The sequence below is a fragment of the Pseudomonas sp. 4CAES_32.4 genome (assembly GCF_058136335.1).
On record NZ_CM176882.1, the window covers coordinates 4,257,890 to 4,283,167 of the forward strand.

Consider the following 25,278-nt stretch of genomic DNA (forward strand, 5'->3'; position numbering starts at 1 on the left):
TTCATCTCCCCGTAAAACCACGGCGGCCATTATGAATTAACGGATCTGCAACATCTTTATACAAAATCCAATAGTGAGACCTGACCATGTCCTCCACCACGGGCAAAGGCAAAGCGATCTTTCGCGTTGTCAGCGGCAACTTCCTCGAAATGTTCGACTTCATGGTTTACGGCTTTTATGCCACGGCCATCGCCAAGACCTTCTTCCCCACCGACAGTGCCTTCGCTTCCTTGATGCTTTCGTTGGCGACCTTCGGCGCAGGCTTCCTGATGCGACCGCTGGGGGCGATTTTCCTCGGCGCCTACATTGACCGTCATGGCCGTCGCCAAGGCTTGATCATAACGTTGGCGTTGATGGCAGCAGGTACCGTGCTGATAGCTTGCGTACCCGGTTACGCCACACTGGGTGTCGCCGCGCCTTTGCTCGTACTGTTCGGCCGATTGCTACAAGGCTTCTCGGCGGGGGTAGAACTCGGCGGTGTGTCGGTGTATCTGGCAGAAATCGCCACCCCGGGTCGCAAGGGCTTTTTCGTCAGCTGGCAGTCCGCGAGCCAGCAAGCGGCGGTGGTATTCGCCGGACTGCTCGGCGTCGGCCTCAATCACTGGCTCAGTCCGGAACAAATGGGTGACTGGGGCTGGCGCGTGCCGTTCCTGATCGGCTGCATGATTGTGCCGGTGATTTTCTTCATCCGTCGCTCGCTGGAAGAAACCCCGGAATTCCAGGCGCGGAAACATCGCCCTACCCTGCGGGAAATTGTCCGCTCTATCGGTCAGAACTTTGGCCTCGTCATCGCTGGCATGGCGCTGGTGGTGATGACCACGGTGTCGTTCTACCTGATCACCGCTTACACCCCGACCTTCGGCAAGGCTGAGTTACACCTGTCGGATCTCGATGCGCTACTGGTGACGGTGTGCATCGGCCTGTCGAACTTCTTCTGGTTGCCGGTGATGGGCGCGGTGTCCGACAAGATCGGGCGAAAACCCCTACTGCTCGCGGCGACGATTCTGGCGATTCTTACCGCCTATCCCGCGCTGTCGTGGTTGGTGGCGAATCCGAGCTTCAGCCATTTGCTGATTGTCGAGTTGTGGCTTTCGTTCCTCTACGGCTCGTACAACGGCGCGATGGTGGTGGCACTGACCGAGATCATGCCGGTGGAAGTGCGCACGACCGGGTTCTCGCTCGCCTACAGCCTGGCGACCGCGACCTTTGGCGGGTTTACCCCGGCGGCGTGTACGTATCTGATTCATGTGCTGGATAACAAGGCTGCGCCGGGGATCTGGCTCAGTGGCGCGGCGGTGCTGGGGTTGTTGGCGACGCTGGTGTTGTTCCGTGGCAACAGGCATGAACTGCGTACTGCGCAAGCGGCTGTGCCCGGCGGCGCCCGATAGGACGCTATCGCTGGCAAGCCAGCTCCCACAGGGTTTCGGGGTGTGAGTGCAATCGTGCAACCGCCAAATAAACCTGTGGGAGCTGGCTTGCCAGCGATGAGGCCGCAACAGTCAATCGAGATTTACCAGACATAAAAAAAGCCCCGACCTAGGTCGGGGCTTTTTCATGTGCAGCTATCGCTTAGCGCGGGAATGCTGGCGGATTTACATCAGCCATGTCTTCCATCACGCGAACCACCTGGCAGCTGTAACCGAACTCGTTGTCGTACCAGACGTACAGAACAACGCGGTTATCCTGAACGATGGTCGCTTCAGCATCGACCACACCGGCGTGACGCGAGCCAACGAAGTCGGTCGAAACCACTTCCTGCGAGTTGACGAAGTCGATTTGCTTGTGCAGATCGGAGTGCAGCGCCATGTAGCGCAGGTACTCGTTCATCTCTTCACGGGTGGCGGCTTTCTCAAGGTTGAGGTTGAGAATGGCCATCGACACGTTCGGCGTCGGAACACGGATCGCGTTACCGGTCAGCTTGCCGGCCAGCTCAGGCAGGGCCTTGGCAGCAGCGGTGGCAGCACCGGTCTCGGTGATGACCATGTTCAGCGCGGCGCTACGGCCACGGCGATCGCCCTTGTGGAAGTTGTCGATCAGGTTCTGGTCGTTGGTGTACGAGTGAACGGTTTCGACGTGACCGTTGATGATGCCGAACTTGTCATTCACAGCTTTCAGCACCGGCACGATGGCGTTGGTGGTGCAGGAAGCGGCGGACACGATCTTGTCGTCAGCGGTGATTTCGTTGTGGTTGATACCGTGAACGATGTTCTTCAGCTTGCCTTTGCCAGGCGCGGTCAGAACAACGCGATCGATACCCGGGCAGGCCAGGTGCTGACCCAGGCCATCAGCGTCACGCCATACACCGGTGTTGTCCACCAGCAGCGCGTCTTTGATGCCGTACTGGGTGTAATCCACCTCGGTCGGGTTCTTCGCGTAGATCACCTGGATCAGGTTACCGTTGGCGGTGATGGTGTTGTTTTCTTCGTCGATGGTAATGGTGCCGTTGAACGAACCGTGCACCGAATCGCGGCGCAGCAGGCTGGCGCGTTTGGTCAGGTCGTTTTCGGCGCCTTTGCGCACGACGATGGCACGCAGACGCAGACCGTCGCCACCACCGGTTTTTTCGATCAGGATGCGCGCCAGCAGACGGCCGATACGACCGAAGCCGTACAGCACAACGTCGGTGCCTTTACGTGCGGAAGCATTTTGCTGACCAACCACGTCAGCCATCTCTTCACGAACGAACTGCTCGGCAGTACGGCCATTGCCTTCGTTGCGGAATTTGAACGCCAACTTGCCCAGATCTACCGAGGCCGCGCCGAGCTTGAGCTCGCTCATGGCCTTGAGCAGTGGGAATGTTTCGTGGACGGAGAGTTCGCTGTCGTCGGAAGAACGGTGGCGAGCAAAGCGGTGAGCTTTGAGAATCGCGATGACAGACTGGTTGATCAGGCTGCGGCCATAGATCGAGCTCACCACGTTGTTATTGCGGTAGAGCTGACCGATAAGCGGAATCATCGCTTCTGCGAGTGCTTCACGGTCGATCCATTCACCAAGACACTGGTCGGGCTTCTGAGTCACGGTAACCTTCCACATGTAGGGGCAGAAAAAAGGGGCTACATTATGCCGCCGACAACCTCATTCAGCAATGCGCGCTTGTCGCGCAATCGGTAACAAAATTCCTTTCAAAAAAAATATGCCCCTCTGCAGCCCAATAAAACCGGGGCTTCCAGCGCAGTCAATTTTCCGACGACTGTTAGACGATGTCTGTAACCCTCCGTAACACCACCCGCTTTCGGCACTACATAACCACAAAAAAACTACTCGTTTTTATGGTTACCACTACATTTCGCCAAAACCACGAAGATAGACGCAGTCTGCAACTGACAGGCAGCACCGGACGCCGCTACAATTACCGACTTTGTCGCAAAGCCTGGAGCTCAACTTTCCGTGCCCGTTCTGCGTCTACCGATACTCCCTGCCGAGGCAGGTAAACAGCATTGGGGCAATTTGCCCGGTGCTGCCCTCAGCCTGGCGATTGCCGAGGCTGCCAGCGCTGCCAAGCGCTTCACCCTGCTACTGACCGCCGACAGCCAGAGCGCTGAACGACTGGAACAGGAGCTGAGTTTCTTCGCCCCGGATTTGCCCGTACTGCATTTCCCCGACTGGGAAACCCTGCCCTACGACCTGTTTTCGCCGCATCAGGACATCATTTCCCAGCGCATCGCCAGCTTATATAGGCTGCCGGAACTGGAGCACGGTGTGCTGGTGGTGCCGATCACTACGGCTTTGCATCGGTTGGCGCCGACCAAGTTCCTGCTCGGCAGCAGTCTGGTGCTGGATGTCGGGCAGAAACTCGATGTCGAGCAGATGCGCTCGCGGCTCGAAGCCAGCGGCTATCGCTACGTCGACACGGTTTATGAGCACGGCGAGTTCACCGTACGGGGCGCGTTGATCGACCTGTTCCCGATGGGCAGCAAATTGCCGTATCGCATCGACCTGTTCGATGACGAAATCGAAACCCTGCGCACCTTCGATCCGGAAAACCAGCGTTCCATCGACAAGGTCGACTCGGTCAAGCTGCTGCCGGCCCGCGAATTCCCACTGCAGAAAGACGCGGTCACCCGCTTCAAGGCGCGGTTCCGCGAGCGCTTCGACGTCGACTTCCGTCGCTGCCCGATCTTCCAGGACTTGAGCAGCGGGATTACTCCAGCGGGCATCGAGTACTACCTGCCACTGTTCTTCGACGAAACCTCGACGCTATTCGATTACTTGCCGCAGGACACCCAAGTGTTCTCGTTGCCGGGCATCGAGCAAGCGGCGGAGAATTTCTGGAACGACGTGCGCAATCGTTATGAAGAGCGTCGCGTTGATCCATCGCGTCCTTTATTGCCGCCCGCCGAATTGTTCCTGCCAGTGGAAGACTGCTTTGCTCGCCTGAAGAGCTGGCCGCGCGTAGTCGCCAGTCAGCAGGACGTCGAAAGCGGCACCGGCCGCGAGCGCTTCCCGGCGCAGGCACTGCCGAATCTGGCGATCGAAGCCAAAGCCACGCAACCGCTGGCAGCGCTGGCCGGTTTCCTCGATGAATTCCCCGGTCGTGTGTTGTTCACCGCCGAATCCGCCGGTCGTCGCGAAGTCCTGCTGGAGTTGCTGGAACGCCTGAAGCTGCGACCAAAGACCGTCGACAGCTGGCCGGACTTTGTCGCGAGCAAGGATCGCCTGGCAATCACCATTGCCCCGCTCGACGAGGGCCTGATGCTCGACGAGCCGGCGCTGGCACTGGTCGCGGAAAGTCCGCTGTTCGGTCAGCGCGTGATGCAACGCCGTCGTCGCGAGAAACGCAGCGACGTCAGCAACGACGCAGTGATCAAGAACCTCACCGAGCTGCGCGAAGGCGCGCCGGTGGTGCACATCGATCACGGCGTGGGTCGCTACCTCGGTCTGACGATTCTGGAAATCGACAATCAGGCCGCCGAATTCCTCACCCTGGAATACGCCGAGGCCGCCAAGCTCTACGTGCCGGTGGCCAACCTGCACTTGATCGCCCGCTACACCGGTAGCGACGATTCGCTGGCCCCGCTGCACCGCCTCGGCTCCGAGACGTGGCAGAAAGCCAAGCGCAAAGCCGCCGAACAAGTGCGTGACGTCGCCGCTGAACTGCTCGACATCTATGCCCGTCGTGCGGCTCGCGAAGGTTACGCCTTCGCTGATCCGAAAGCCGATTACGCGACGTTCAGTGCAGGCTTCCCGTTCGAAGAAACCCCGGATCAGCAATCGACCATCGAAGCGGTGCGCGAAGACATGCTCGCGCCGAAACCAATGGATCGACTGGTCTGCGGCGACGTCGGTTTCGGCAAGACCGAAGTGGCCATGCGTGCGGCGTTCATCGCTGTGCACGGTGGCCGCCAAGTGGCGATTCTGGTACCGACCACCCTGCTCGCCCAACAGCATTACAACAGCTTCCGCGACCGCTTCGCCGACTGGCCGGTGACCGTGGAAGTGATGAGCCGCTTCAAATCGGCCAAGGAAGTCAACGCGGCGATCGCCGATCTGGCGGAAGGCAAGATCGACATCGTCATCGGCACGCACAAGTTGCTGTCCGATGATGTGAAGATCAAAAACCTCGGGCTGGTGATCATCGACGAAGAGCACCGCTTCGGTGTCCGTCAGAAGGAACAGCTCAAGGCCCTGCGCAGCGAAGTCGACATTCTCACCCTGACCGCCACGCCGATTCCGCGCACGCTGAACATGGCAGTGTCGGGCATGCGTGACCTGTCGATCATCGCCACGCCGCCGGCGCGACGCCTGTCGGTGCGCACCTTCGTCATGGAGCAGAACAAGAGCACGGTCAAAGAGGCCCTGCTGCGTGAACTGCTGCGTGGTGGTCAGGTTTACTACTTGCACAACGATGTGAAAACCATCGAGAAATGCGCCGCCGACCTCGCCGAACTGGTGCCGGAAGCCCGTATCGGCATCGGTCACGGACAGATGCGCGAACGCGAACTCGAACAGGTGATGAGCGACTTCTATCACAAGCGCTTCAACGTGCTGATCGCCTCGACCATCATCGAGACTGGCATCGACGTACCGAGCGCCAACACCATCATCATCGAGCGCGCCGACAAGTTCGGCCTGGCGCAACTGCACCAGTTACGTGGTCGCGTTGGCCGTAGTCACCACCAGGCTTACGCCTACCTGCTGACGCCGCCGCGCCAGCAAATCACTTCGGATGCGGAAAAGCGTCTGGAGGCGATTGCCAACACTCAGGATCTCGGCGCTGGCTTCGTGCTGGCGACCAACGACCTGGAAATCCGTGGCGCTGGCGAATTGCTTGGCGATGGCCAGAGCGGGCAGATTCAGGCGGTGGGCTTCACGCTGTACATGGAGATGCTCGAGCGCGCGGTGAAGTCGATCCGCAAGGGCGAGCAACCGAACCTCGATCAACCGCTCGGCGGTGGCCCGGAGGTCAATCTGCGGGTACCGGCGTTGATTCCGGAAGATTATCTGCCGGATGTTCACGCGCGCCTGATTCTGTACAAACGCATCGCGTCGGCCACCGATGAGGAAGGCCTGAAGGATCTGCAGGTCGAGATGATCGACCGTTTCGGCCTGTTGCCGGAACCGACGAAAAATCTGGTGCGCATCACCGCGCTGAAATTGCAGGCTGAGCAACTGGGCATCAAGAAGGTCGACGGCGGGCCACAGGGTGGGCGCATCGAGTTCGAAGCGCAGACTCCCGTTGACCCGATGACGCTGATCAAGCTGATTCAGAGCCAGCCAAAACGCTACAAATTCGAAGGCGCCACGATGTTCAAGTTCCAGGTGCCGATGGAACGCCCGGAAGAGCGCTTTAATACTGTAGAGGCGCTGTTTGAGCGCCTCCTCCCGAAATCTGTTTGAAGGACGCCGCATGCGCCTGTTTCGCTCACTGACTTTGCTACTCACCCTCGTAGCGCCTTCGGTTTTTGCCGATGACCTGTATCAGGTCGAAATGATTCTGGTGCGCCAGAACGCCGTGCCGGCCATCTTCAGCCGCGCCGCGCCAGAAGACTGGGCTGCGGGTGCCCAGCGCCTGGGCAATGACAGCAAGCGCACGCCAGCGCTGAATGACGTCGTTACCAAGCTCACCGCCAGCGGCGACTACAGCGTGCTGCTGCACAAGGCCTGGCAGCAAACCCTCGGCGAAACGCCAGCCAAAGTCGCCGTCAGCGACGGTCAAGAGCAATTCGGCCAGTTCCCGATCGAGGGCACGCTGGAGATGAAACTCGGACGCTTCACCGACGTGAACGCCGACTTCTGGGTCAATCAGATCGACGCCAATGGCATGGTCACCGCCAGCGAGCGGCTGAAACAGGACAGCCACACCAAGAACGGCCAACTCAACTATCTCGACAACGGCCATCTGGCCCTGCTGATCAAGATCACGTCCCTGACCGCGCCTGCACCACGGGAAGCGCCTGAAGCCATTCCGGACTGATCGAAGTCCTTATGAACCCGCCGCTGAGCAAACCGTTGGCGCCCTCTTGGGTCAGCCGATTCAAGGAACAGAGCCTGGAACGTGGCCGCCGCTACGCCCTGGAAAACCGGGTACGCATCGCGCAAGTCGGCGATGCAACGATCACCGCCAGTTGCGAAGGCTCTGGCGGCAACGTCTACCGTCAGACCATCCATCTGCGCGAGTCAGCCAAAGGCACTTTGCTCTTGGTGGATGCCGGCTGCACCTGCCCGGTGCGTACCAACTGCAAACACTGCGCCGCAGTCCTGCTGAAAGTGCAGGAAACCCTCGACTACCCCGCTGCCGCCAAAGACGCCGAGTTACTCGAAAAGCTCCAAGCCGTGCTGGAAAACCGTGGTCCGAAGGCCCCGCCGCAAGTGCTGGTCGACAATGTACAACCCGTGCCGCGCCTGTGGCTGGCCAGCGTCGAGTTCAGCGCCTTCGAACCGCGCAACGGCAAGATGCAGCGCTACATTCAGCACCGCGCGGCGCTGTCGTTCAGCTATCTGGACGAATACGTCAGCGGGCAGAAAAACAGCGACATCCTGATCCGTCAGGAAACCCAGACGCTACGGATAAAACGCCATCCAGAAGTCGAACAGTCCTACCGTGAACAGTTAAGAATCCTCGGCTTTCGCATCGCCACGCGGCAGAGCAAAGCGCTGCCGGAAAGCGCCGGCGAACTGTATGAGATGGTCAATGACAGCGCTTGGCTGACGTTCACCCTCAACGATCTGCCGAAGCTGCGCACTCAAGGCTGGGAATTGCAGATCGATGAGGAATTCGGTTTCGATCTGACCGCCGTGGATGACTGGTACGCCACGGTCGAACAGGCGCCAGAACGCGACTGGTTTGATCTGGAACTGGGGATCATCGTCAATGGCGAGCGCCTGAGTCTGCTGCCGATCCTGCTCAACCTGATGCGCTCGCACGCGGAAATCCTCAACCCGGAACGCTTGGCGCGGCGCCGCGATGACGAGTTGATTCTGGTCAATATTCCTCAGCGCAACAGCGAGCACGGACCGCTGCAAGTGGCGTTGCCGCTGGGCCGGTTGAAACCGGTGTTGATGACGCTTGGCGAGTTCTATTTGCAGGAGCCAGGGGAAACCACGCTGCGCTTGAGCAAAGCGGATGCCACTCGACTCAACTCGCTGGAAGGCCTGCCGCTGCTGTGGGAGGGTGGCGAGCAGATCCGCACCTTTGCTCAGCGTCTGCGTGATATTCGTGATTTCAGCGCTGAAGCACCGCAAGGCCTGAACGCGACGCTGCGTCCGTATCAGCTCGAAGGCTTGAGCTGGATGCAATCGCTGCGGCAACTGGAAGTCGGCGGGATTCTTGCGGATGACATGGGCTTGGGCAAAACCCTACAGACCCTGGCGCATATTCTCAGCGAGAAAATCGCCGGACGCCTCGATCGCCCGTGCATGGTGGTGATGCCGACCAGTCTGATTCCAAACTGGCTGGATGAGGCGGCACACTTCACGCCACAGCTGAAAGTGGTCGCACTGTACGGCGCCACCCGCAAAAAGCATTTCGATAATCTGGCCGATTTCGATCTGATCCTCACCACTTACGCCCTGCTGCCCAAGGATGTCGAGCGTCTGGCCAAACAACCGCTGCACGTGCTGGTGCTGGATGAAGCGCAGTACATCAAGAACCCGAACAGCAAAGCCGCACAAGCGGCGCGCGAGCTTAATGCGCGCCAGCGTCTGTGCCTGAGCGGTACGCCGCTGGAAAACCATCTGGGCGAGCTGTGGTCGCTGTTTCACTTCCTGCTGCCGGGCTGGCTCGGCGATGTAAAAAGCTTTAATGCCGATTACCGTGTGCCGATTGAAAAGCGCGGCAGCGAAGTCAGACTTCAGCACCTCAACGGTCGGATAAAACCATTTCTGCTACGTAGGACAAAGGAACAGGTGGCCACCGAACTGCCGCCGAAAACCGAGATCATCCACTGGGTCGATCTCAACGAAGCGCAGCGTGATGTATACGAAACCATGCGCCTGGCGATGGACAAGAAAGTCCGCGACGAAATCACCCGCAAAGGCGTGGCGCGCAGTCAGATCATCATTCTTGAAGCGCTGCTCAAGCTGCGTCAGGTCTGCTGCGATCTGCGCCTGGTCAACGACGCCACCCTGCCCGCGCGCGGCAGCACTTCGGGCAAGCTCGACAGCTTGATGGAAATGCTTGAGGAGCTGTTCGAGGAAGGCCGGCGAATTCTGTTGTTTTCACAGTTCACGTCGATGCTGTCATTGATCGAAGAAGAACTGAAAAAACGTAACGTTTCCTACGCGCTGTTGACCGGTCAGACCCGCGATCGACGTACGCCGGTGAAGGAATTCCAGAGCGGCAAGCGTCAGATTTTTCTCATCAGCCTGAAGGCTGGCGGCGTTGGCTTGAACCTGACCGAAGCGGACACGGTGATTCACTACGATCCTTGGTGGAACCCGGCGACCGAGAATCAGGCGACGGATCGGGCGTATCGGATTGGTCAGGAGAAACCGGTGTTCGTCTACAAGATGATTGCCCGAGGCACGGTGGAAGAGAAGATTCAGCACCTGCAAAAGGAAAAATCCGACCTGGCGGCGGGCGTGCTGGATGGGCGCAAGGCCGGGGACTGGAAGTTGCAGAGTGATGATATTGAAGCGTTGTTTGCGCCGTTGCCGGACAAGCTCGACAAGCGCTGAGACTTGCGTTGCTAGTTAAATGGCTATCGCTGGCAAGCCAGCTCCCACAGGGTTATGAGTCGTGCACAAGACTCTGATTCAACTCGATACCTGTGGGAGCTGGCTTGCCAGCGATGAGGCCATCAGATATTGCTCTAATACTTAAGCTCAGTCTTTGGAAACAGGCAACGGCGCAAACAGCGCGTCGATATCACTCTGCTCCAGCTTCCAGCCACCCGTCGTCCCACCCTCAAGCACCGCCCCGGCCAACGCTGCCTTCTCCTGCTGCAACGCCTGGATTTTCTCCTCTACCGTGCCGCGAGCGATCAGCTTGTAAACGAACACCGGGTTGTTTTGCCCGATTCGATACGCACGGTCGGTGGCCTGATTTTCTACCGCCGGATTCCACCACGGGTCGAAGTGAATCACCGTATCTGCCGCTGTGAGGTTCAGACCGGTACCCCCGGCCTTGAGACTGATCAGAAACAACGGCACCTTGCCGCCCTGGAAATCCTTCACCGGCGTGCGCCGATCCGTGGTATCACCGGTCAGCAACGAGTAGGCAATTTGCCGTTGCTGCAGTTCTTCCTCGATCAAGGCCAGCATCGAAGTGAACTGGGAAAACAGCAGAATCCGCCGCCCCTCCCCCAGCAACTCTTCGAGCATCTCCATCAAACTGACCAGCTTGCCACTGCCGGAACGCAGTGCCTTCGCTGTCATTGGCATCTTGATCAGACGCAAGTCGCAGCAGACTTGCCGCAGCTTGAGCAAGGCATCAAGAATGATGATCTGACTGCGCGCCACCCCACTGCGGGCGATTTCGTCGCGCACCTTCTTGTCCATAGCTACACGAACTGTTTCATACACATCGCGCTGGCCGTCGCTGAGATCAACCCAATGGACAATTTCGGTTTTCGGCGGCAATTCGGTGGCCACCTGATCCTTTTTGCGGCGTAACAAAAACGGCTTGATGCGCGCTGTCAGGTGCTGCATGCGCTGAACATTGCCGTGTTTCTCGATTGGCGTGCGGTAATCGCGATTGAAAGACTTGCTGTCGCCGAGCCACCCGGGCATGAGGAAATGAAACTGCGACCACAGCTCGCCCAAGTGGTTTTCCAATGGCGTGCCGCTCAGGCACAAGCGCTGGCGGGCCTGCAAGTCGCGTGCGGCCTGCGCGGCTTTGCTGAGCGGGTTCTTGATGTTCTGCGCTTCGTCGAGAATCAGCACGCTCCACGTCTGCGGTTGCAAGGTCTCCAGATCCCTCGGCAGCAACGCGTAAGTGGTCAGCACCAGATCGTACTCAGCCAGATTAGCGAAATCCTTTTGCCGCCCAGAGCCGTGCAGCGCCAATACTTTCAACTGGGGGGTGAAACGCTCGGCCTCGTCGAGCCAGTTGGGAATCAGGCTGGTCGGCATCACCGCCAGAGCCGGGCAATCGAGGCGCCCAGCGTGTTTTTCCGTGAGCAGATGCGCCAGGGTCTGCAGGGTTTTGCCTAGCCCCATGTCATCACCGAGAATGCCGCCGACCTCAAGCTCGCGCAGGGTCTGCATCCAGTTCAGGCCTTCGAGTTGATACGGGCGCAGTTGCGCGTTGAGCCCGGACGGCGCGGCGACACGGGTGTGACTGGAATTCTGCAGGCGCTTGGCAAAGGTGCGCAGCCGCTCGCCGCCCTGCCAATCCAGCGGTACGCCATCGAGCATACTCAAGCGCGCGGCATCCGGGACACTCAAACGCAGTGCATCGCCCTGATGACCGCCCAGGTACAACTCGCCCAGCGTGACCATCAGCGGTTTGACCCGACTCAGCGGCAGCGCGACCTTGCAACTTATTTTAGAGCTGAAGCGACCAGCACCCAACTCGACCAATAGCAGCTCGTCATCACGGCGCTGAGCGAGTTCGGCTGGGTCCAGAAGCATTGGCTGGGTGCGTAACAGGTGCAGAAAAATCGGCAACAGGCTGTAACGCTCACCATTGACAACAATGCCTAACTGCAGATCAAACCACTGCCGCCCCGCCTCTTCTTCCACTTCGGCAAACCAGTGATCGACTGGCTCCACGTCGAAATGAAAGCCAGGCCTGATATCAACCTGCCAACCTGCCTCGCGCAATACAGGAATGCCATTCTGCGCAAACGCGAGCCAGGCTGAATCATCGGGCAAATTAAACCGCTGACCAGGATGATCAACAAAACCTCTACGCGCTGACTTCTTTAAACCGTGTTTCTGCAGTTGCTGACGCAATGCTTTTTCGGCGGCAGGCTGACGCTGGATTCGCAGAGTTTCAACACCCGCAAGGATCAACACTTCCGGGTTGCGATCTTCAGCAGGATGTCCATCATAGGTGAACAGTAATACCGCAGCGTGCTCTGGCCCGTACCGCCAGGGCATGGAGCTTTCGATACTGACAAGTGTCAGATGAGCCTTGGGCAAAACATCGTCGACGATGCGTTCCGTTAGTGTGTGTGGCGGGGCCACCTGCGTTGCCGCACTCATGCGATGGCTGAACTGCATGGCCTGACGCGCCGGAATGTCCGGCGCCAGAGTCAAATGGCTGGCCAGTTTTTCTTCCAGTTCATTGAACAAAGGGCCGATCTGCCGCTGTTCACGATCCAGGTAATAAAGCGGCTCCAGCGCCAGAACAGTTTCCTGCGCCGCCTCGGCACTGCTCCACTGCGCGCGGAACCCGCCGTCGGCCTGCTCGGCCCACGCGAACTGGCCGATGCGTGTCGCACCCGACGCCAACGGTTGCAGAGCCTCGAAATCGAGGAACAGCCGCGAGGTGCGCAAGAGCATTTCGAGAAGTTCGGCACCGCTGCTGCCTTCTAACGGATAGCCGCTGTAATAGGCGTGGTGAGAGTGCATGGCAACCAGCAGCCTGGCGACGCGCAGGTCCAGCTCGGACAGGTAGCCGGGCTGACGCATGAGCGTTTCCGCGAGCGAATACATCGGTTTGACTTCGCGTAACTCGCCGCTCTTGAGCTGGGAAACCTTGAAAATATCGAGCAGCCACTTGCCGCTCACTGACGTTGGCTTGAGCTTGTAAAACAGGCGCGTGCCTGCGGTTTGCGCGCCTTCTTCTGCGGGCTTGGCCGGCACGGGGATGGCTGAAAGCCAATGCTCCAGCGCCCGGCCCAACGGGATCTGTGCGTCACTTTCAGACGCCTCATGTTCACTGCCCTGCAGGTGATAGAGCACCGCAGCGCAGTGCTTGCAGTCGATTGCGACAGGACAGTTGCACAGGCAGCGCAAGTCGACGGAACCCCGCCAATCTTCGGACAGGTAAATGCTTTGTTCATACGCCTGATCTTCCGAACCGACGCAGAACGCCTCGATCTTTCTGTCATCGATCTCGATGATCTCTACCCGATCATCGGCGGCATAAGCCCGAGCCTTGGCCAGCGCGTTGCTAGTGAATGCCCGGGTCCAGGCCAACGACTTAAGCTGTTCGATGAGAATGCTCATGGTAGTCCTTAGCCAGCCAACACCCGCGCCAACGCCGATTTCACCTTGCCCATGCCGTCATGCAACGCTTGCTCGATCTCGGCCATGGTGATCACTTGCGTGGTCTTGCCCGCCGCGGGATTCACCACCAGCGCCAGACAGGCGTAATCTAGATCCAGCTCACGGGCCAGTGCGGCTTCAGGCATGCCGGTCATGCCGACGATGTCACAGCCGTCACGCTCCAGGCGCACGATCTCGGCGACCGTCTCCAGACGCGGGCCCTGGGTGCAGGCATAAACACCTTGATCACTGCACTCATAGCCTTCGGCAGCCACCGCAGCAATCAATTGCTGGCGCAGCGGCTCGCTGTAGGGAAAACTGAAGTCGATGTGGGTGACGCGCTCCAGATCATCGGCGAAGAAGGTGTGCTCGCGACCGCTGGTGTAGTCGACGATCTGGTGTGGCACGCAGAAATGCCCGATGCTCATGGCCGAATGAATGCCGCCCACGGCATTCACGGCGATGATCGCTTCGGCGCCGGCCTGCTTCAGCGCCCACAGGTTGGCGCGGTAGTTGACCTTGTGCGGCGCAAAACGATGCGGGTGGCCGTGACGTGCGAGAAACAACACTTCCTTGCCAGCGTACTCGCCAAGCTGAACTTCGGCCGACGGTGCGCCGTAGGGCGTGTCCACCGCCAGCGATTGACGAAGGGTCAAGCCTTCCAACTGGGTCAATCCGGTGCCGCCGATGATTGCGTAAACCGTCATAACGAAAAATCCTTAATCGATCAGTTGAGCGTCTTTGAGCGCGCCGATAGCGCTGAGCCAGCGCGGATCCTGACGGTAATCGGTGCTGGCGAATGCCTGACCGCGCATGCGGGCGATGCGCGCGGACGGCTTGACCTTCATGCGTTGCGCGGCGCTCAAGGCGAGCTCAGCGGCAGCCCGGTCGTTGCACACCAGGCCCATGTCGCATCCGGCGGTCAACGCCGCTTCAATACGGCTGGCAGCGTCGCCGACCACGTGGGCACCGGCCATCGACAAGTCGTCGCTGAAGATCACGCCGTCGAATTGCAATTCGCCGCGCAGGATGTCCTGCAGCCAGCGCCGGGAGAAACCGGCAGGCTGCGAATCCACTTGTGGATAAATGACGTGGGCCGGCATCACCGCAGCGAGTTGCTTGCTGAGTCTGGCGAACGGTACGAGATCGTTGGCGCGGATCTCCTCAAGGCTGCGCTCGTCATTCGGGATCGCTACATGGGAATCCGCTTCCGCCCAGCCGTGACCGGGGAAGTGTTTGCCGGTGGCAGCCATGCCCGCGCTGTTCATGCCGCGAATGAAAGCACCGGCGAGCGACGCGGCGCGCTCGGGATCACCTTCGAACGAACGGGTGCCGACCACAGCGCTGCGCTGGTAATCCAGATCGAGCACCGGGGCGAAGCTCAGGTCGAGGCCGACCGCCAGCACTTCGGTGGCCATGATCCAGCCGCACTGCTCGGCGAGGTATTCGGCATTCGGGTTATCGGCGATGGCGCGCATGGCCGGCAGGCGTACGAAGCCTTGGCGCAGACGCTGCACGCGCCCACCCTCTTGATCCACCGCCAGCAGCAGATCCGGACGAATCGCCCGAATGGCTGCGCTGAGCTCACGCACTTGGCGCGGGTGCTCGATATTGCGCGCAAAAATGATCAGGCCGCCCACTTCGGGCTGACGCAGCAATTGGCGATCTTCAGCCGTCAGCCAGGTACCGGCGACGTCCACCATCAACGAGCCTTGCAGGCCAGCAGTCATAGAGATTCCTTGAAAACGAAAAACCCGATCCGCAGGAAATCGCTGCCGTGAGCCAAGCTCGGCAGGTCAGCAATTTCTATTGAGATCGGGTTCAGAACGAGAGTCGGCATGGGCGGCTAGCTTAGCGGATACAAGCAGCCGCGCCCACCCGTGCACGGTTAAACCTTGGCGGCGACCGGCGTTGATTTGCTGCGCGGACGCAGTTGCGCGGAGGCCATCGCCGCATCAGTGACGCCAGTCTCAGCGCGCATGCCCGCAGCGAGAAACGGCACCATCAGGCGCATGACTTGTTCGATGGAGGTATTGACGCCGAAATCGGTCTCGGCAATCGCGCGCAGGGCCTTGATGCCGGACATGCTGAACGCGGCAGCGCCAAGCATGAAGTGTACGCGCCAGAACAGCTCGATTGGTGGAATACGTGGTGCGGCTTCGTTGACCAGCAACATGTAGCGGCGGAAGACCTTGCCGTACATGTCTTCCAGATAGCGACGCAAGTGGCCCTGACTCTGGCTGAACGCGAGGCCGAGCAGGCGCATGAAGATCGACAGATCGTTGCCGCTGCGTGGCTGAACCACGAGGGCTTGCTCGACGAGGATTTCCAGCAACTCCTCAAGCGTCGGCTTGTTTTCAGGCTTGGCCTGACGCCGCTCCAGCTCTTTATCGAGGCTGATGCAGAACGGCCCGAGGAAGCGCGAGAACACTGCCTGAATCAGCGCCTTCTTCGAACCGAAGTGATAGTTCACTGCTGCCAGGTTGACGCCAGCCTTGCTGGTAATCAAACGCAATGAGGTTTCAGCGAAACCTTTCTCCGCGAACAACTGCTCGGCAGCATCAAGAATGCGTTCAACGGTTTCCGACTGGGCCATGGCTACTCCGCCTGACAAACACTTGTTTGAAACATACGTTTCAGCCTGTGCCTTGTCAAGCCTGCCGGTTCGTTTTGGGAATGGTCGGTCAGCTATTTAACCACACAAGACCGACGCTTTAATAAACGCTTCTCCCGACCGTCCGGCGGCGGGCAAAAAAACGGGCATTGCCAAGAGCGTTTCACTGTATATAATCCCAGTCACTGTATAAAAAGACAGAGCGATCAATATGCTAAAGCTGACGCCACGCCAAGCCGAGATTCTGGCCTTTATCAAACGTTGCCTCGAAGACAACGGCTACCCGCCAACACGCGCGGAAATCGCTCAGGAATTGGGCTTCAAATCGCCCAACGCTGCCGAAGAACACCTCAAGGCTCTGGCCCGCAAGGGTGCGATCGAGATGACTCCCGGCGCTTCACGGGGCATCCGCATTCCGGGCTTCGAAGCCAAGGCTGACGACTCCACTCTGCCGATCATTGGCCGGGTCGCCGCCGGCGCTCCTATCCTCGCCCAGCAACACATCGAAGAATCCTGCAACATCAATCCAGCCTTCTTCCATCCTCGCGCTGACTATCTGTTGCGCGTGCACGGCATGAGCATGAAGGACATCGGTATTTTTGATGGCGACCTGCTGGCCGTTCACACCACACGTGAAGCGCGCAATGGCCAGGTCGTCGTTGCCCGCATCGGCGATGAAGTGACCGTCAAACGCTTCAAGCGTGAAGGCAGCAAGGTCTGGCTGATTGCCGAGAATCCAGAGTTCGCCCCTATCGAAGTTGACCTGAAAGATCAGGAACTGGTGATCGAAGGCTTGAGTGTCGGCGTCATTCGCCGCTAAAGGAGGCTTTATGCAGTTCCCACACATACCTCAGCAAACACAACTGCCTTTATTCGAAGCGTTTCTGGCGCAACCGATGGCGCCGATCCTGAAAGAAGTGGTCGATCGTCCGTGGAATGCCGAGCCTGAAGTATTCAGTGAGCTGTCACTGCGCGGTGCGGCCGGGAACTGCCTGAACCTGCTTGCCCCGATCCTTCGCGAACTCAGTGAAGATCAGGACGCTCGCTGGCTGACTTTGATCGCGCCACCCGCCAGCCTGACGCAAACCTGGCTGCGAGACGCTGGCCTGAACCGCGAACGTATTCTACTGCTGCAACCTCGGGGCGCTCAAAGTGCTCAGCAACTGGCATGCGAAGCATTGCGCCTGGGCCGTAGCCATACGGTGGTCACCTGGCTCAACCCGCTGAACACCCATTCACGGCAACAGCTGATCAGCGCCGCACGTACGGGCGATGCTCAGAGCCTGAACATTCGATTGGGTTAGTACTTGGCAACTCGCGCTGTGTGAAGCGCAGGGCTTCTCAAAGGACAGAGAAGCCGATCTGAAGCGATAACGTCAAAAAAAACCGATGGCGATCAATGAAGAACGCGCGGCCCCTCGTCCTTATCAAACTCGCCTTCAACCATGCGGCCTGCCATCTGAACGCCGACGCTCAACATGGCCTTGGCGATTTCGACATGCTGACCTTGCAGGAACGCCTTGGCATCCTCGGAGAAATCCAGCGTCACCAGAGAACCTTCGTCCTCAGCCCTGCGCAGTTCGATTCGGCCGTCTGGTAACTCGACAATTTCTAGAAAGGACGTTGGCATATAGGTCTGTTCTCCACGAAAGGCAGCGATTATATAGACATCATTCAGGCTTCGCTTGGGATCTTGACCAGCAGCATGTTTCAGATTGCCACCGTGTCAATCACCCTCAGCACTCGTTCAAGCCTTCGCGAAAGCGCAGAGCCAAACCTTTAAGGTTCTGCCGCCAGCTCTCCAGCTCCTCTCGGCTCAACTCTTCAGGTGCCTCTTCTTCGTCAAGGTTAACGGCCTGAATCAACGGCTGTGTCACATCGCCTTTTGGCTTACGGGGTACACGAGGCGGTTGAAACATTGCCGAATGCGCCGCCAGCAGCTTTGCCAGCCACGTTTCCGAGTTCCCTGCCAGCTCGATCATTTCCGCCAGCTCCGGGATCGCAATCGATTCCAGTACTTCGCGTGTCAGCAACATCTCTGCACGTGGCGCATTGGCTTGTGGCAAACGATAGAAACCTGCGATTTCATGGCAAAGGCCCAACAAGGCGCCGTAGAGGTGAAACAACGCCGATTCGCGCCCAGCCTGAATGAGCGCCAAAGAATTCATCGCCCGCCCCTCTTCTGCGCGAGCCAAGGCTTCCAGCGACAGGCCGGCGAAATAGATCTTCTGGTTAGTACGGGTATAGAGCTCGTGGGCCATGAAGGCAGTCTCCACTACGAAATAATTGCTTCACACAGGCCGCACAGTGTCGTGGATCAGCCGATCCCACCGCAAGCAGAAAACAAAAAGGCCGCATGAAAACCCGAGGGTGCTCATGCGGCCTTTCAGTATCGGGCTAATGCTTACTCAGCTTTGGCCTTCGTACGCTTGTCTTCTACCGTCCATTTACCGCCATCGTAGTAAGCCTTCCAACCGGTAGGCTTGCCGTCGACTTCGGTCTGCACGTATTGCTCCTTGGTCTTGCGGCTGTAGCGGATGACTGCCGGCAGACCATCAGGATCCTTCTGCGGTGCTTCACAGAGGAAGTGATACTTCGGATCAATCTCGTCTTTGTGCGGCAGAATCTCGATCACCAGCGGAGCACGGGTCTCGCGGTTTTTCGGGAACTGACTGGCTGCCAGGAACAGACCGGAAGCACCATCGCGCAGGATGTAGGTGTCGTTGACCTTTTCGCACTTCAGCTCAGGCATCTTCACCGGATCCATCTTCGGCGGCGCAGCGTCACCGCTCTTCAGCAGCTTACGGGTGTTCTTGCACTCAGGGTTGGTGCAACCGAAGAACTTGCCGAAACGACCGGTTTTGAGCTGCATCTCGCTGCCGCACTTGTCGCATTCCAGGCTCGGACCTTCGTAGCCCTTGATGCGATAGCTACCTTCTTCGATTTCGTAGCCGGCGCAATCCGGGTTGTTACCGCAGATGTGCAGCTTGCGCTTCTCATCGAGCAGGTAAGCGTCCATCGCCGTGCTGCAGATCGGGCAGCGATGCTTGCCACGCAGTACCAGCGACTCGGATTCACCTTCGTCGTCCGCAGCGATTTCATCGCCCGGCACCAAATTGACGGTGGCCTTGCAACGCTCTTTCGGCGGCAGGCTGTAGCCCGAGCAACCGAGGAACACACCAGTCGAAGCAGTACGGATCTGCATCGGCCGACCGCAAGTGGTGCACGGAATATCTGTCATCACCGGTTGGTTGGCACGCATGCCGCTTTCCGGGTTTTCGGCCACTTCGAGTTTCTTTTTGAAGTCGCCGTAGAACTCGTCGAGCACGCTTTTCCAGTCGCGCTCGCCCTGCGCCACGTCATCGAGATTCTCTTCCATGCCGGCGGTGAAGCCGTAGTCCATCAGGTTCGAGAAGCTTTCGGACAGACGCTCGGTAACGATATCGCCCATCTTTTCCGAATAGAAACGACGGTTGTGCAGGGTCACATAGCCGCGATCCTGAATGGTCGAAATGATCGCGGCGTAAGTCGACGGACGACCGATGCCACGTTTTTCCATTTCTTTAACCAGGCTTGCTTCCGAGTAACGTGCAGGCGGCTTGGTGAAGTGCTGGGACGGATCAAGCTTGATCAGCTTCATCACGTCGCCCTGCGCCATATCAGGCAGAACGTCGTCGTCGCCAGGCTTGGCAATTTGTGGCATGACACGGGTGTAACCGTCGAACTTGAGGATACGGCCCTTGGCGCGCAGCTCGAAATCGCCAGCGCCAACGCTGACAGTGGTCGACAGGTATTGCGCCGGCAGCATCTGGCAAGCGAGGAACTGGCGCCAGATCAACTCATAGAGACGCTCAGCGTCGCGCTCCATGCCTGCCAGCTTGCTCGGAATGGTGTTAGCGTCAGAAGGACGAATCGCTTCGTGAGCCTCTTGTGCGCCTTCCTTGCTGCTGTAGACGTTCGGCGTTTCCGGCAGATACTTCTTGCCGAACTCGTCTTCAATATAAGCACGCGCCATCGTCACGGCATCAGCCGAGAGGTTGGTCGAGTCGGTACGCATATAAGTGATGTAGCCGGCTTCGTACAAACGCTGGGCCATCATCATGGTTTTCTTCACGCCGAAGCCCAGGCGGTTACTCGCTGCCTGTTGCAGGGTGGACGTGATAAATGGAGCCGAAGGTTTGCTGCTGGTCGGCTTGTCTTCGCGCTTGACGATGCTGTAGCTGGAGGACTTGAGCTTCTCCAGCGCGGCCATGGCCTGAGCTTCGTTGAGCGGCTTGAACGCTTCGCCTTTCTCGCGAGCCACTTCAAAACGCACGGTCGAGCCTTTGGTGGTGCCGAGATCGGCATGCACTTCCCAGTACTCTTCCGGGTTGAAGGCACGAATTTCGCGCTCACGCTCGACTACCAGCTTCACGGCAACCGATTGCACACGACCGGCGGACAGACCACGGGCAATCTTCGCCCACAGCAAGGGCGAGACCATGTAGCCCACAACGCGATCAAGGAAACGACGCGCCTGCTGAGCGTTGACGCGATCGATGTCGAGCTCGCCAGGTTCCGAGAACGCTTCCTGAATCGCCTTCTTGGTGATTTCGTTGAACACCACGCGCTTGTAGCGGCTGTCGTCACCACCGATGGCTTCGCGCAGGTGCCAGGCAATGGCTTCCCCCTCGCGATCCAAGTCGGTTGCGAGATAGATGGTGTCAGCATCTTTGGCGAGCCGGCGCAGCTCTTCGATGACCTTTTCCTTGCCCGGAAGGATCTCGTACTTGGCTTTCCAGCCCTGATCGGGATCGACACCCATCCGCGAGACCAGCTGCTTGCGCGCTTTCTCTTTCGGCGAGAGCACCGGACCTTCGCCCGCAGCAGCCTTGCCGCGCTTGGCGGCTGGCTCTTTGCTGGCGCTAGCCGAACCGCTGGTGGGCAGGTCTCGGATATGGCCGATACTCGACTTCACCACGTATTGGTTACCCAGATACTTGTTGATGGTCTTGGCCTTAGCCGGGGATTCCACAATGACCAGCGATTTGCCCATGGATCAGAAAATTCCTGAATTCTAAAAGTGAAAGGCGGTTGGCGCCTGACGCGGCACCGCTATATATAGTTGATACAAGGTGAGGTCAAGCACAGGGTTTCCTGCGCACTGGCCTCATGCCTTGGAAAAAAGGCTCGGTTCGGCTTGCACCAAAGCAAAGCGCGGCACCTGCTCGCCGTCAACCTCGACCGACTCGAGAAACATGCTCAGCGGACGCACCCAAAAGCCGTATTCCCCATACAGGGCTTGGTAAAACACCACTTCTTCTTCGGTTTCGGAATGCCGCGCAACACTGAATACACGGTACTGCGGACCTTTGTAATGTTGGTAGAGCCCTGGTTGTATCGGCATGCTTTGGCCCTCACTCAAATTTTTTCAAAATAAAAACAAAATAAATCCGCAAAAACAAAAACCGGGGCACTTGGCCCCGGCGTCCATCGACGAGACGCTTAAACGCGTTCGAAGACGGTGGAGATGCCTTGGCCGAGACCAATGCACATAGTAGCCACCCCGAAGGTGCCGCTATTCTGCTTCATCACGTTCAGCAAGGTGCCGGAAATACGGGCACCGGAGCAACCGAACGGGTGACCCAGGGCGATCGCGCCGCCGTGCAGGTTAACCTTCTCGTTCATCTTGTCGAGTACTTTCAGATCTTTCAGCACTGGCAGAGCCTGTGCAGCGAAAGCTTCGTTGAGCTCGAAGAAGTCGATATCGTTGATGCCAAGACCCGCGCGCTTCAGGGCTTTCTGTGTCGCCGGAACTGGACCATAGCCCATGATTGCCGGATCCACACCTGCCACTGCCATCGAACGGATAACCGCCATTGGCTGGATACCCAGGTCCTGTGCACGCTGCGCCGACATCACGATCATGCACGAAGCACCATCAGTGATCTGCGACGAAGTACCGGCAGTCACGGTGCCGCCCTTTGGATTGAAGGCTGGCTTGAGAGCCGCCAGACTTTCCAGGGTGGTTTCCGGACGAATGGTTTCATCGTAGTCGAACAGTTTCAGGAAACCGTTCTCGTCGTAACCCTGCATCGGGATGATTTCGTCTTTGAACTTGCCTTCCACGGTTGCCTTGTGGGCCAACTGGTGGGAACGCACGCCGAAAGCATCTTGCTGTTCGCGAGTGATGCCGTGCATTTTGCCGAGCATTTCAGCGGTCAGGCCCATCATGCCCGAGGCTTTTGCCGCGTACAGCGACATGTGCGGGTTAGGATCGACGCCGTGCATCATGCTCACGTGGCCCATATGCTCGACGCCGCCAACCACGAACACGTCACCGTTACCGGTCATGATCGCTTGCGCAGCGGTGTGCAGCGCGCTCATCGACGAGCCACACAGACGGCTGACGGTCTGGCCGGCCGAAGTGTGCGGGATCTGGGTCATCAGCGACGCCATGCGCGCGATGTTCCAGCCCTGCTCCAGAGTCTGGTTGACGCAGCCCCAGATCACGTCCTCGACTTCAGCAGGATCGACCTTGGCGTTGCGTTCCAGCAATTTGCTGATCAGGTGCGCCGACATGTCTTCAGCGCGGGTGTTGCGGTGCATGCCGCCCTTGGAGCGGCCCATCGGAGTACGACCGAAGTCGACAATCACGACGTCTCTTGGATTCAAGCTCATAAAATTTCACTCTCGCTCAAAAGTTGGGACGCTTAACCGAAGAACCGTTGGCCGGTTTTGGCCATTTCACGCAGCTTCGCGGTCGGGTGGTACAGCGCGCCCAAATCAGCGTACTGGTCAGCCAGGGCAACGAACTCGGCAACACCGATCGAATCGATGTAGCGCAGCGCACCGCCACGGAATGGAGGGAAACCGATACCGTAGACCAGACCCATGTCGGCTTCGGCGGCAGTTTCAACGATGCCGTCTTCCAGGCAACGCACGGTTTCCAGGCACAGCGGGATCATCATCCAGTTGATGATGTCTTCGTCAGTGACTTCGCGCTGCTCGTAAACGATCGGCTTGAGCACTTCCAGCACCGATGGATCGGCAACTTTCTTCTGTTTGCCTTTCTTGTCGGCCTCGTAGGCATAGAAGCCCTTGCCATTCTTCTGACCCAGGCGTTTGGCTTCGTACAGCACGTCGATGGCCGAACGACGGTCATCCTTCATGCGATCCGGGAAACCTTCCGCCATTACGTCACGACCGTGGTGACCGGTGTCGATACCGACCACGTCCATCAGGTACGCCGGGCCCATTGGCCAGCCGAACTTTTCCATGACCTTGTCGATACGGACGAAGTCCACACCGGCGCTGACCAGTTTGGCGAAACCGCCGAAGTACGGGAACAGAACGCGGTTGACCAAGAAGCCCGGGCAGTCGTTGACGACGATCGGGTTCTTGCCCATTTTTTTGGCGTAGGCAACGGTGGTGGCAACAGCCAGCTCACTCGACTTCTCGCCACGGATCACTTCGACCAGCGGCATCATGTGCACCGGGTTGAAGAAGTGCATGCCGACGAAGTTTTCCGGACGCTTGAGGGCTTTCGCCAGCAGGCTGATGGAAATGGTCGAAGTGTTGGACGCGAGGATGGTGTCCTCTTTGACCTGACCTTCAACTTCGGCCAATACAGCTTGCTTGACCTTCGGGTTCTCGACGACCGCTTCGACAACCAGATCGACGTGACCGAAGTCGCCGTAGGACAGGGTCGGACGAATGCCGTTGAGCACTTCAGCCATTTTTGCAGCAGTCATGCGGCCTTTATCAACGCGGCCAACCAGCAGTTTGGCGGCTTCGGCCAGACCCTGCTCGATACCGTGCTCGTTGATGTCCTTCATCAGGATCGGCGTGCCTTTGGAGGCCGACTGATAAGCGATACCGCCGCCCATGATGCCGGCGCCGAGTACGGCAGCCTGCTTCACGTCTTTGGCGATTTCGTCGTAGGCCTTGGCCTTTTTCTTCAGTTCCTGATCGTTCAGGAACAGACCGATCAAGCTCTGCGCAGCAGAGGTCTTGGCCAGTTTGACGAAACCGGCAGCTTCGACTTCCAGCGCCTTGTCACGACCGAAGTTCGCGGCTTTCTGGATGGTCTTGATCGCCTCAACCGGTGCCGGGTAGTTCGGGCCAGCCTGACCGGCCACGAAACCTTTGGCGGTTTCGAAGGCCATCATTTGCTCAATGGCGTTCAGCTTGAGTTTTTCAAGTTTCGGCTGACGCTTGGCCTTGTAATCGAACTCGCCGGAGATGGCGCGCTTGATCAGTTCAAGGGCAGCTTCCTGCAGCTTCTCTGGAGCAACCACGGCGTCGACGGCGCTGACTTTCAGAGCGTCTTCAGGGCGGTTTTCCTTGCCGGCGGCAATCCACTCGATAGCGTTGTCGACACCGATCAGACGCGGCAGACGCACGGTGCCGCCGAAGCCTGGGTAGATGCCCAGTTTGACTTCCGGCAGACCGATCTTGGCCTTGGTGGACATGACGCGATAGTCAGCTGCCAGGCACATTTCCAGACCGCCGCCCAGGGCGATGCCATTGATGGCTGCTACGGTCGGAACGTTGAGGTCTTCGAAATCGCTGAAGATCTTGTTGGCTTCGAGATTGCCAGCAACCAGCTCGGCATCCGGCAGCTTGAAGTTGTCGACAAATTCGGTGATGTCGGCGCCGACGATGAACACGTCCTTGCCACTGCTGACGATCACGCCCTTGATCGAAGCATCTGCCTTGATGGTGTCTACGGCCTGACGCAGTTCGTTCAGGGTTAGACGGTTGAACTTGTTGACGGACTCACCCTTGAGGTCGAATTTCAATTCGACGATGCCACTTTCAAGAGCTTTAACCGTGATGGCTTTACCTTCGTAAATCATCAACTGATCTCCACGATATGGAAGCTGAACAGTACACGTCGGACGCAGGCGAATGGCTTGGCAGGACGCTTTTTCGTCGATGCTAACGCCAATCCACCCGGCACACCCGCCAACGCGATAGTCGGGATTCTGTAGGAGCAGTCTGTAAGACAAACGCTCAATTCATACGCCCGTTTGATTTGGGTACGTCACCTTCACGGAATTTCCGACAATTGTCAATCGCCCAAA

The 25,278-nt window shown here is 58.5% G+C and carries 17 protein-coding genes; 6 read left to right on the plus strand and 11 right to left on the minus strand.

The features are described from left to right. Nucleotides 1-86 precede the first annotated feature (86 nt). A complete protein-coding gene (locus tag AC3Y64_RS19120) occupies nucleotides 87-1,388 on the plus strand; it encodes an MFS transporter (protein WP_489984883.1) in 1,302 nt (433 codons plus the stop codon). A gap of 181 nt (nucleotides 1,389-1,569) precedes the next feature. Here the strand turns inward: AC3Y64_RS19120 and AC3Y64_RS19125 are convergent, their stop codons facing one another. Beyond that, nucleotides 1,570-3,033, minus strand: a complete 1,464-nt coding sequence (locus AC3Y64_RS19125) for a glyceraldehyde-3-phosphate dehydrogenase (protein ID WP_158955721.1) — start codon at nucleotides 3,031-3,033, stop codon at nucleotides 1,570-1,572. Nucleotides 3,034-3,387: 354 nt separating this feature from the next. Between AC3Y64_RS19125 and mfd the strand changes: the two genes are divergently transcribed. The 3 genes from mfd to AC3Y64_RS19140 are packed head-to-tail and all read left to right on the plus strand — an operon-like array spanning nucleotide 3,388 to nucleotide 10,116. Then, nucleotides 3,388-6,837, plus strand: coding sequence for a transcription-repair coupling factor (mfd, locus tag AC3Y64_RS19130; RefSeq protein ID WP_489984884.1), 3,450 nt, complete (start codon nucleotides 3,388-3,390; stop codon nucleotides 6,835-6,837). Between the two features lie 10 nt (nucleotides 6,838-6,847). Next, a complete protein-coding gene (locus AC3Y64_RS19135) occupies nucleotides 6,848-7,414 on the plus strand; it encodes a CsiV family protein (protein ID WP_489984885.1) in 567 nt (188 codons plus the stop codon). 11 nt (nucleotides 7,415-7,425) lie between these two features. Beyond that, nucleotides 7,426-10,116, plus strand: coding sequence for a DEAD/DEAH box helicase (locus AC3Y64_RS19140; protein ID WP_489984886.1), 2,691 nt, complete (start codon nucleotides 7,426-7,428; stop codon nucleotides 10,114-10,116). Nucleotides 10,117-10,263: 147 nt separating this feature from the next. Here AC3Y64_RS19140 and AC3Y64_RS19145 read toward each other — a convergent pair whose 3' ends face one another. The 4 genes from AC3Y64_RS19145 to AC3Y64_RS19160 all read right to left on the minus strand — a co-directional run bounded on the left by AC3Y64_RS19145 (nucleotide 10,264) and on the right by AC3Y64_RS19160 (nucleotide 16,192). Next, complete coding sequence (locus AC3Y64_RS19145; protein WP_489984887.1) at nucleotides 10,264-13,557, minus strand: DEAD/DEAH box helicase; 3,294 nt, start codon at nucleotides 13,555-13,557, stop codon at nucleotides 10,264-10,266. 8 nt (nucleotides 13,558-13,565) lie between these two features. Then, nucleotides 13,566-14,303: an S-methyl-5'-thioinosine phosphorylase gene (locus tag AC3Y64_RS19150; protein WP_489984888.1), complete on the minus strand. Its 738-nt coding sequence runs from the start codon at nucleotides 14,301-14,303 to the stop codon at nucleotides 13,566-13,568. Nucleotides 14,304-14,315: 12 nt separating this feature from the next. Then, complete coding sequence (nagZ, locus tag AC3Y64_RS19155; protein ID WP_489984889.1) at nucleotides 14,316-15,326, minus strand: beta-N-acetylhexosaminidase; 1,011 nt, start codon at nucleotides 15,324-15,326, stop codon at nucleotides 14,316-14,318. 158 nt (nucleotides 15,327-15,484) lie between these two features. Then, nucleotides 15,485-16,192 carry a TetR/AcrR family transcriptional regulator gene (locus AC3Y64_RS19160; protein ID WP_158955709.1) on the minus strand — a complete coding sequence of 236 codons (708 nt, stop codon included), beginning with the start codon at nucleotides 16,190-16,192 and terminating at the stop codon, nucleotides 15,485-15,487. Between the two features lie 229 nt (nucleotides 16,193-16,421). Between AC3Y64_RS19160 and lexA the strand changes: the two genes are divergently transcribed. Together lexA and sulA are read left to right on the plus strand one after the other, a co-directional pair. Next, nucleotides 16,422-17,030 (plus strand): transcriptional repressor LexA, encoded by a 609-nt coding sequence (gene lexA / locus AC3Y64_RS19165; RefSeq protein ID WP_003226590.1) that lies wholly within the window; start codon nucleotides 16,422-16,424, stop codon nucleotides 17,028-17,030. A gap of 10 nt (nucleotides 17,031-17,040) precedes the next feature. Then, on the plus strand, nucleotides 17,041-17,514 hold the full coding sequence (sulA, locus tag AC3Y64_RS19170; RefSeq protein ID WP_489984890.1) for an SOS-induced cell division inhibitor SulA: 474 nt from the start codon (nucleotides 17,041-17,043) through the stop codon (nucleotides 17,512-17,514). A 92-nt stretch (nucleotides 17,515-17,606) separates the two neighbouring features. Here the strand turns inward: sulA and AC3Y64_RS19175 are convergent, their stop codons facing one another. The 6 genes from AC3Y64_RS19175 to fadB all read right to left on the minus strand — a co-directional run bounded on the left by AC3Y64_RS19175 (nucleotide 17,607) and on the right by fadB (nucleotide 25,050). After that, nucleotides 17,607-17,840: a hypothetical protein gene (locus AC3Y64_RS19175; RefSeq protein ID WP_007953047.1), complete on the minus strand. Its 234-nt coding sequence runs from the start codon at nucleotides 17,838-17,840 to the stop codon at nucleotides 17,607-17,609. A 106-nt stretch (nucleotides 17,841-17,946) separates the two neighbouring features. Next, on the minus strand, nucleotides 17,947-18,471 hold the full coding sequence (locus AC3Y64_RS19180) for a DUF6586 family protein (RefSeq protein ID WP_489984891.1): 525 nt from the start codon (nucleotides 18,469-18,471) through the stop codon (nucleotides 17,947-17,949). Between the two features lie 143 nt (nucleotides 18,472-18,614). Next, nucleotides 18,615-21,245: a type I DNA topoisomerase gene (gene topA / locus AC3Y64_RS19185; protein WP_489984892.1), complete on the minus strand. Its 2,631-nt coding sequence runs from the start codon at nucleotides 21,243-21,245 to the stop codon at nucleotides 18,615-18,617. Nucleotides 21,246-21,359: 114 nt separating this feature from the next. Then, on the minus strand, nucleotides 21,360-21,596 hold the full coding sequence (locus tag AC3Y64_RS19190) for a DUF1653 domain-containing protein (RefSeq protein WP_064392833.1): 237 nt from the start codon (nucleotides 21,594-21,596) through the stop codon (nucleotides 21,360-21,362). 98 nt (nucleotides 21,597-21,694) lie between these two features. Continuing rightward, complete coding sequence (gene fadA / locus AC3Y64_RS19195) at nucleotides 21,695-22,870, minus strand: acetyl-CoA C-acyltransferase FadA (protein WP_007910465.1); 1,176 nt, start codon at nucleotides 22,868-22,870, stop codon at nucleotides 21,695-21,697. Between the two features lie 32 nt (nucleotides 22,871-22,902). After that, nucleotides 22,903-25,050 carry a fatty acid oxidation complex subunit alpha FadB gene (gene fadB, locus AC3Y64_RS19200; protein ID WP_489984893.1) on the minus strand — a complete coding sequence of 716 codons (2,148 nt, stop codon included), beginning with the start codon at nucleotides 25,048-25,050 and terminating at the stop codon, nucleotides 22,903-22,905. Between the last annotated feature and the right edge of the window lie 228 nt (nucleotides 25,051-25,278).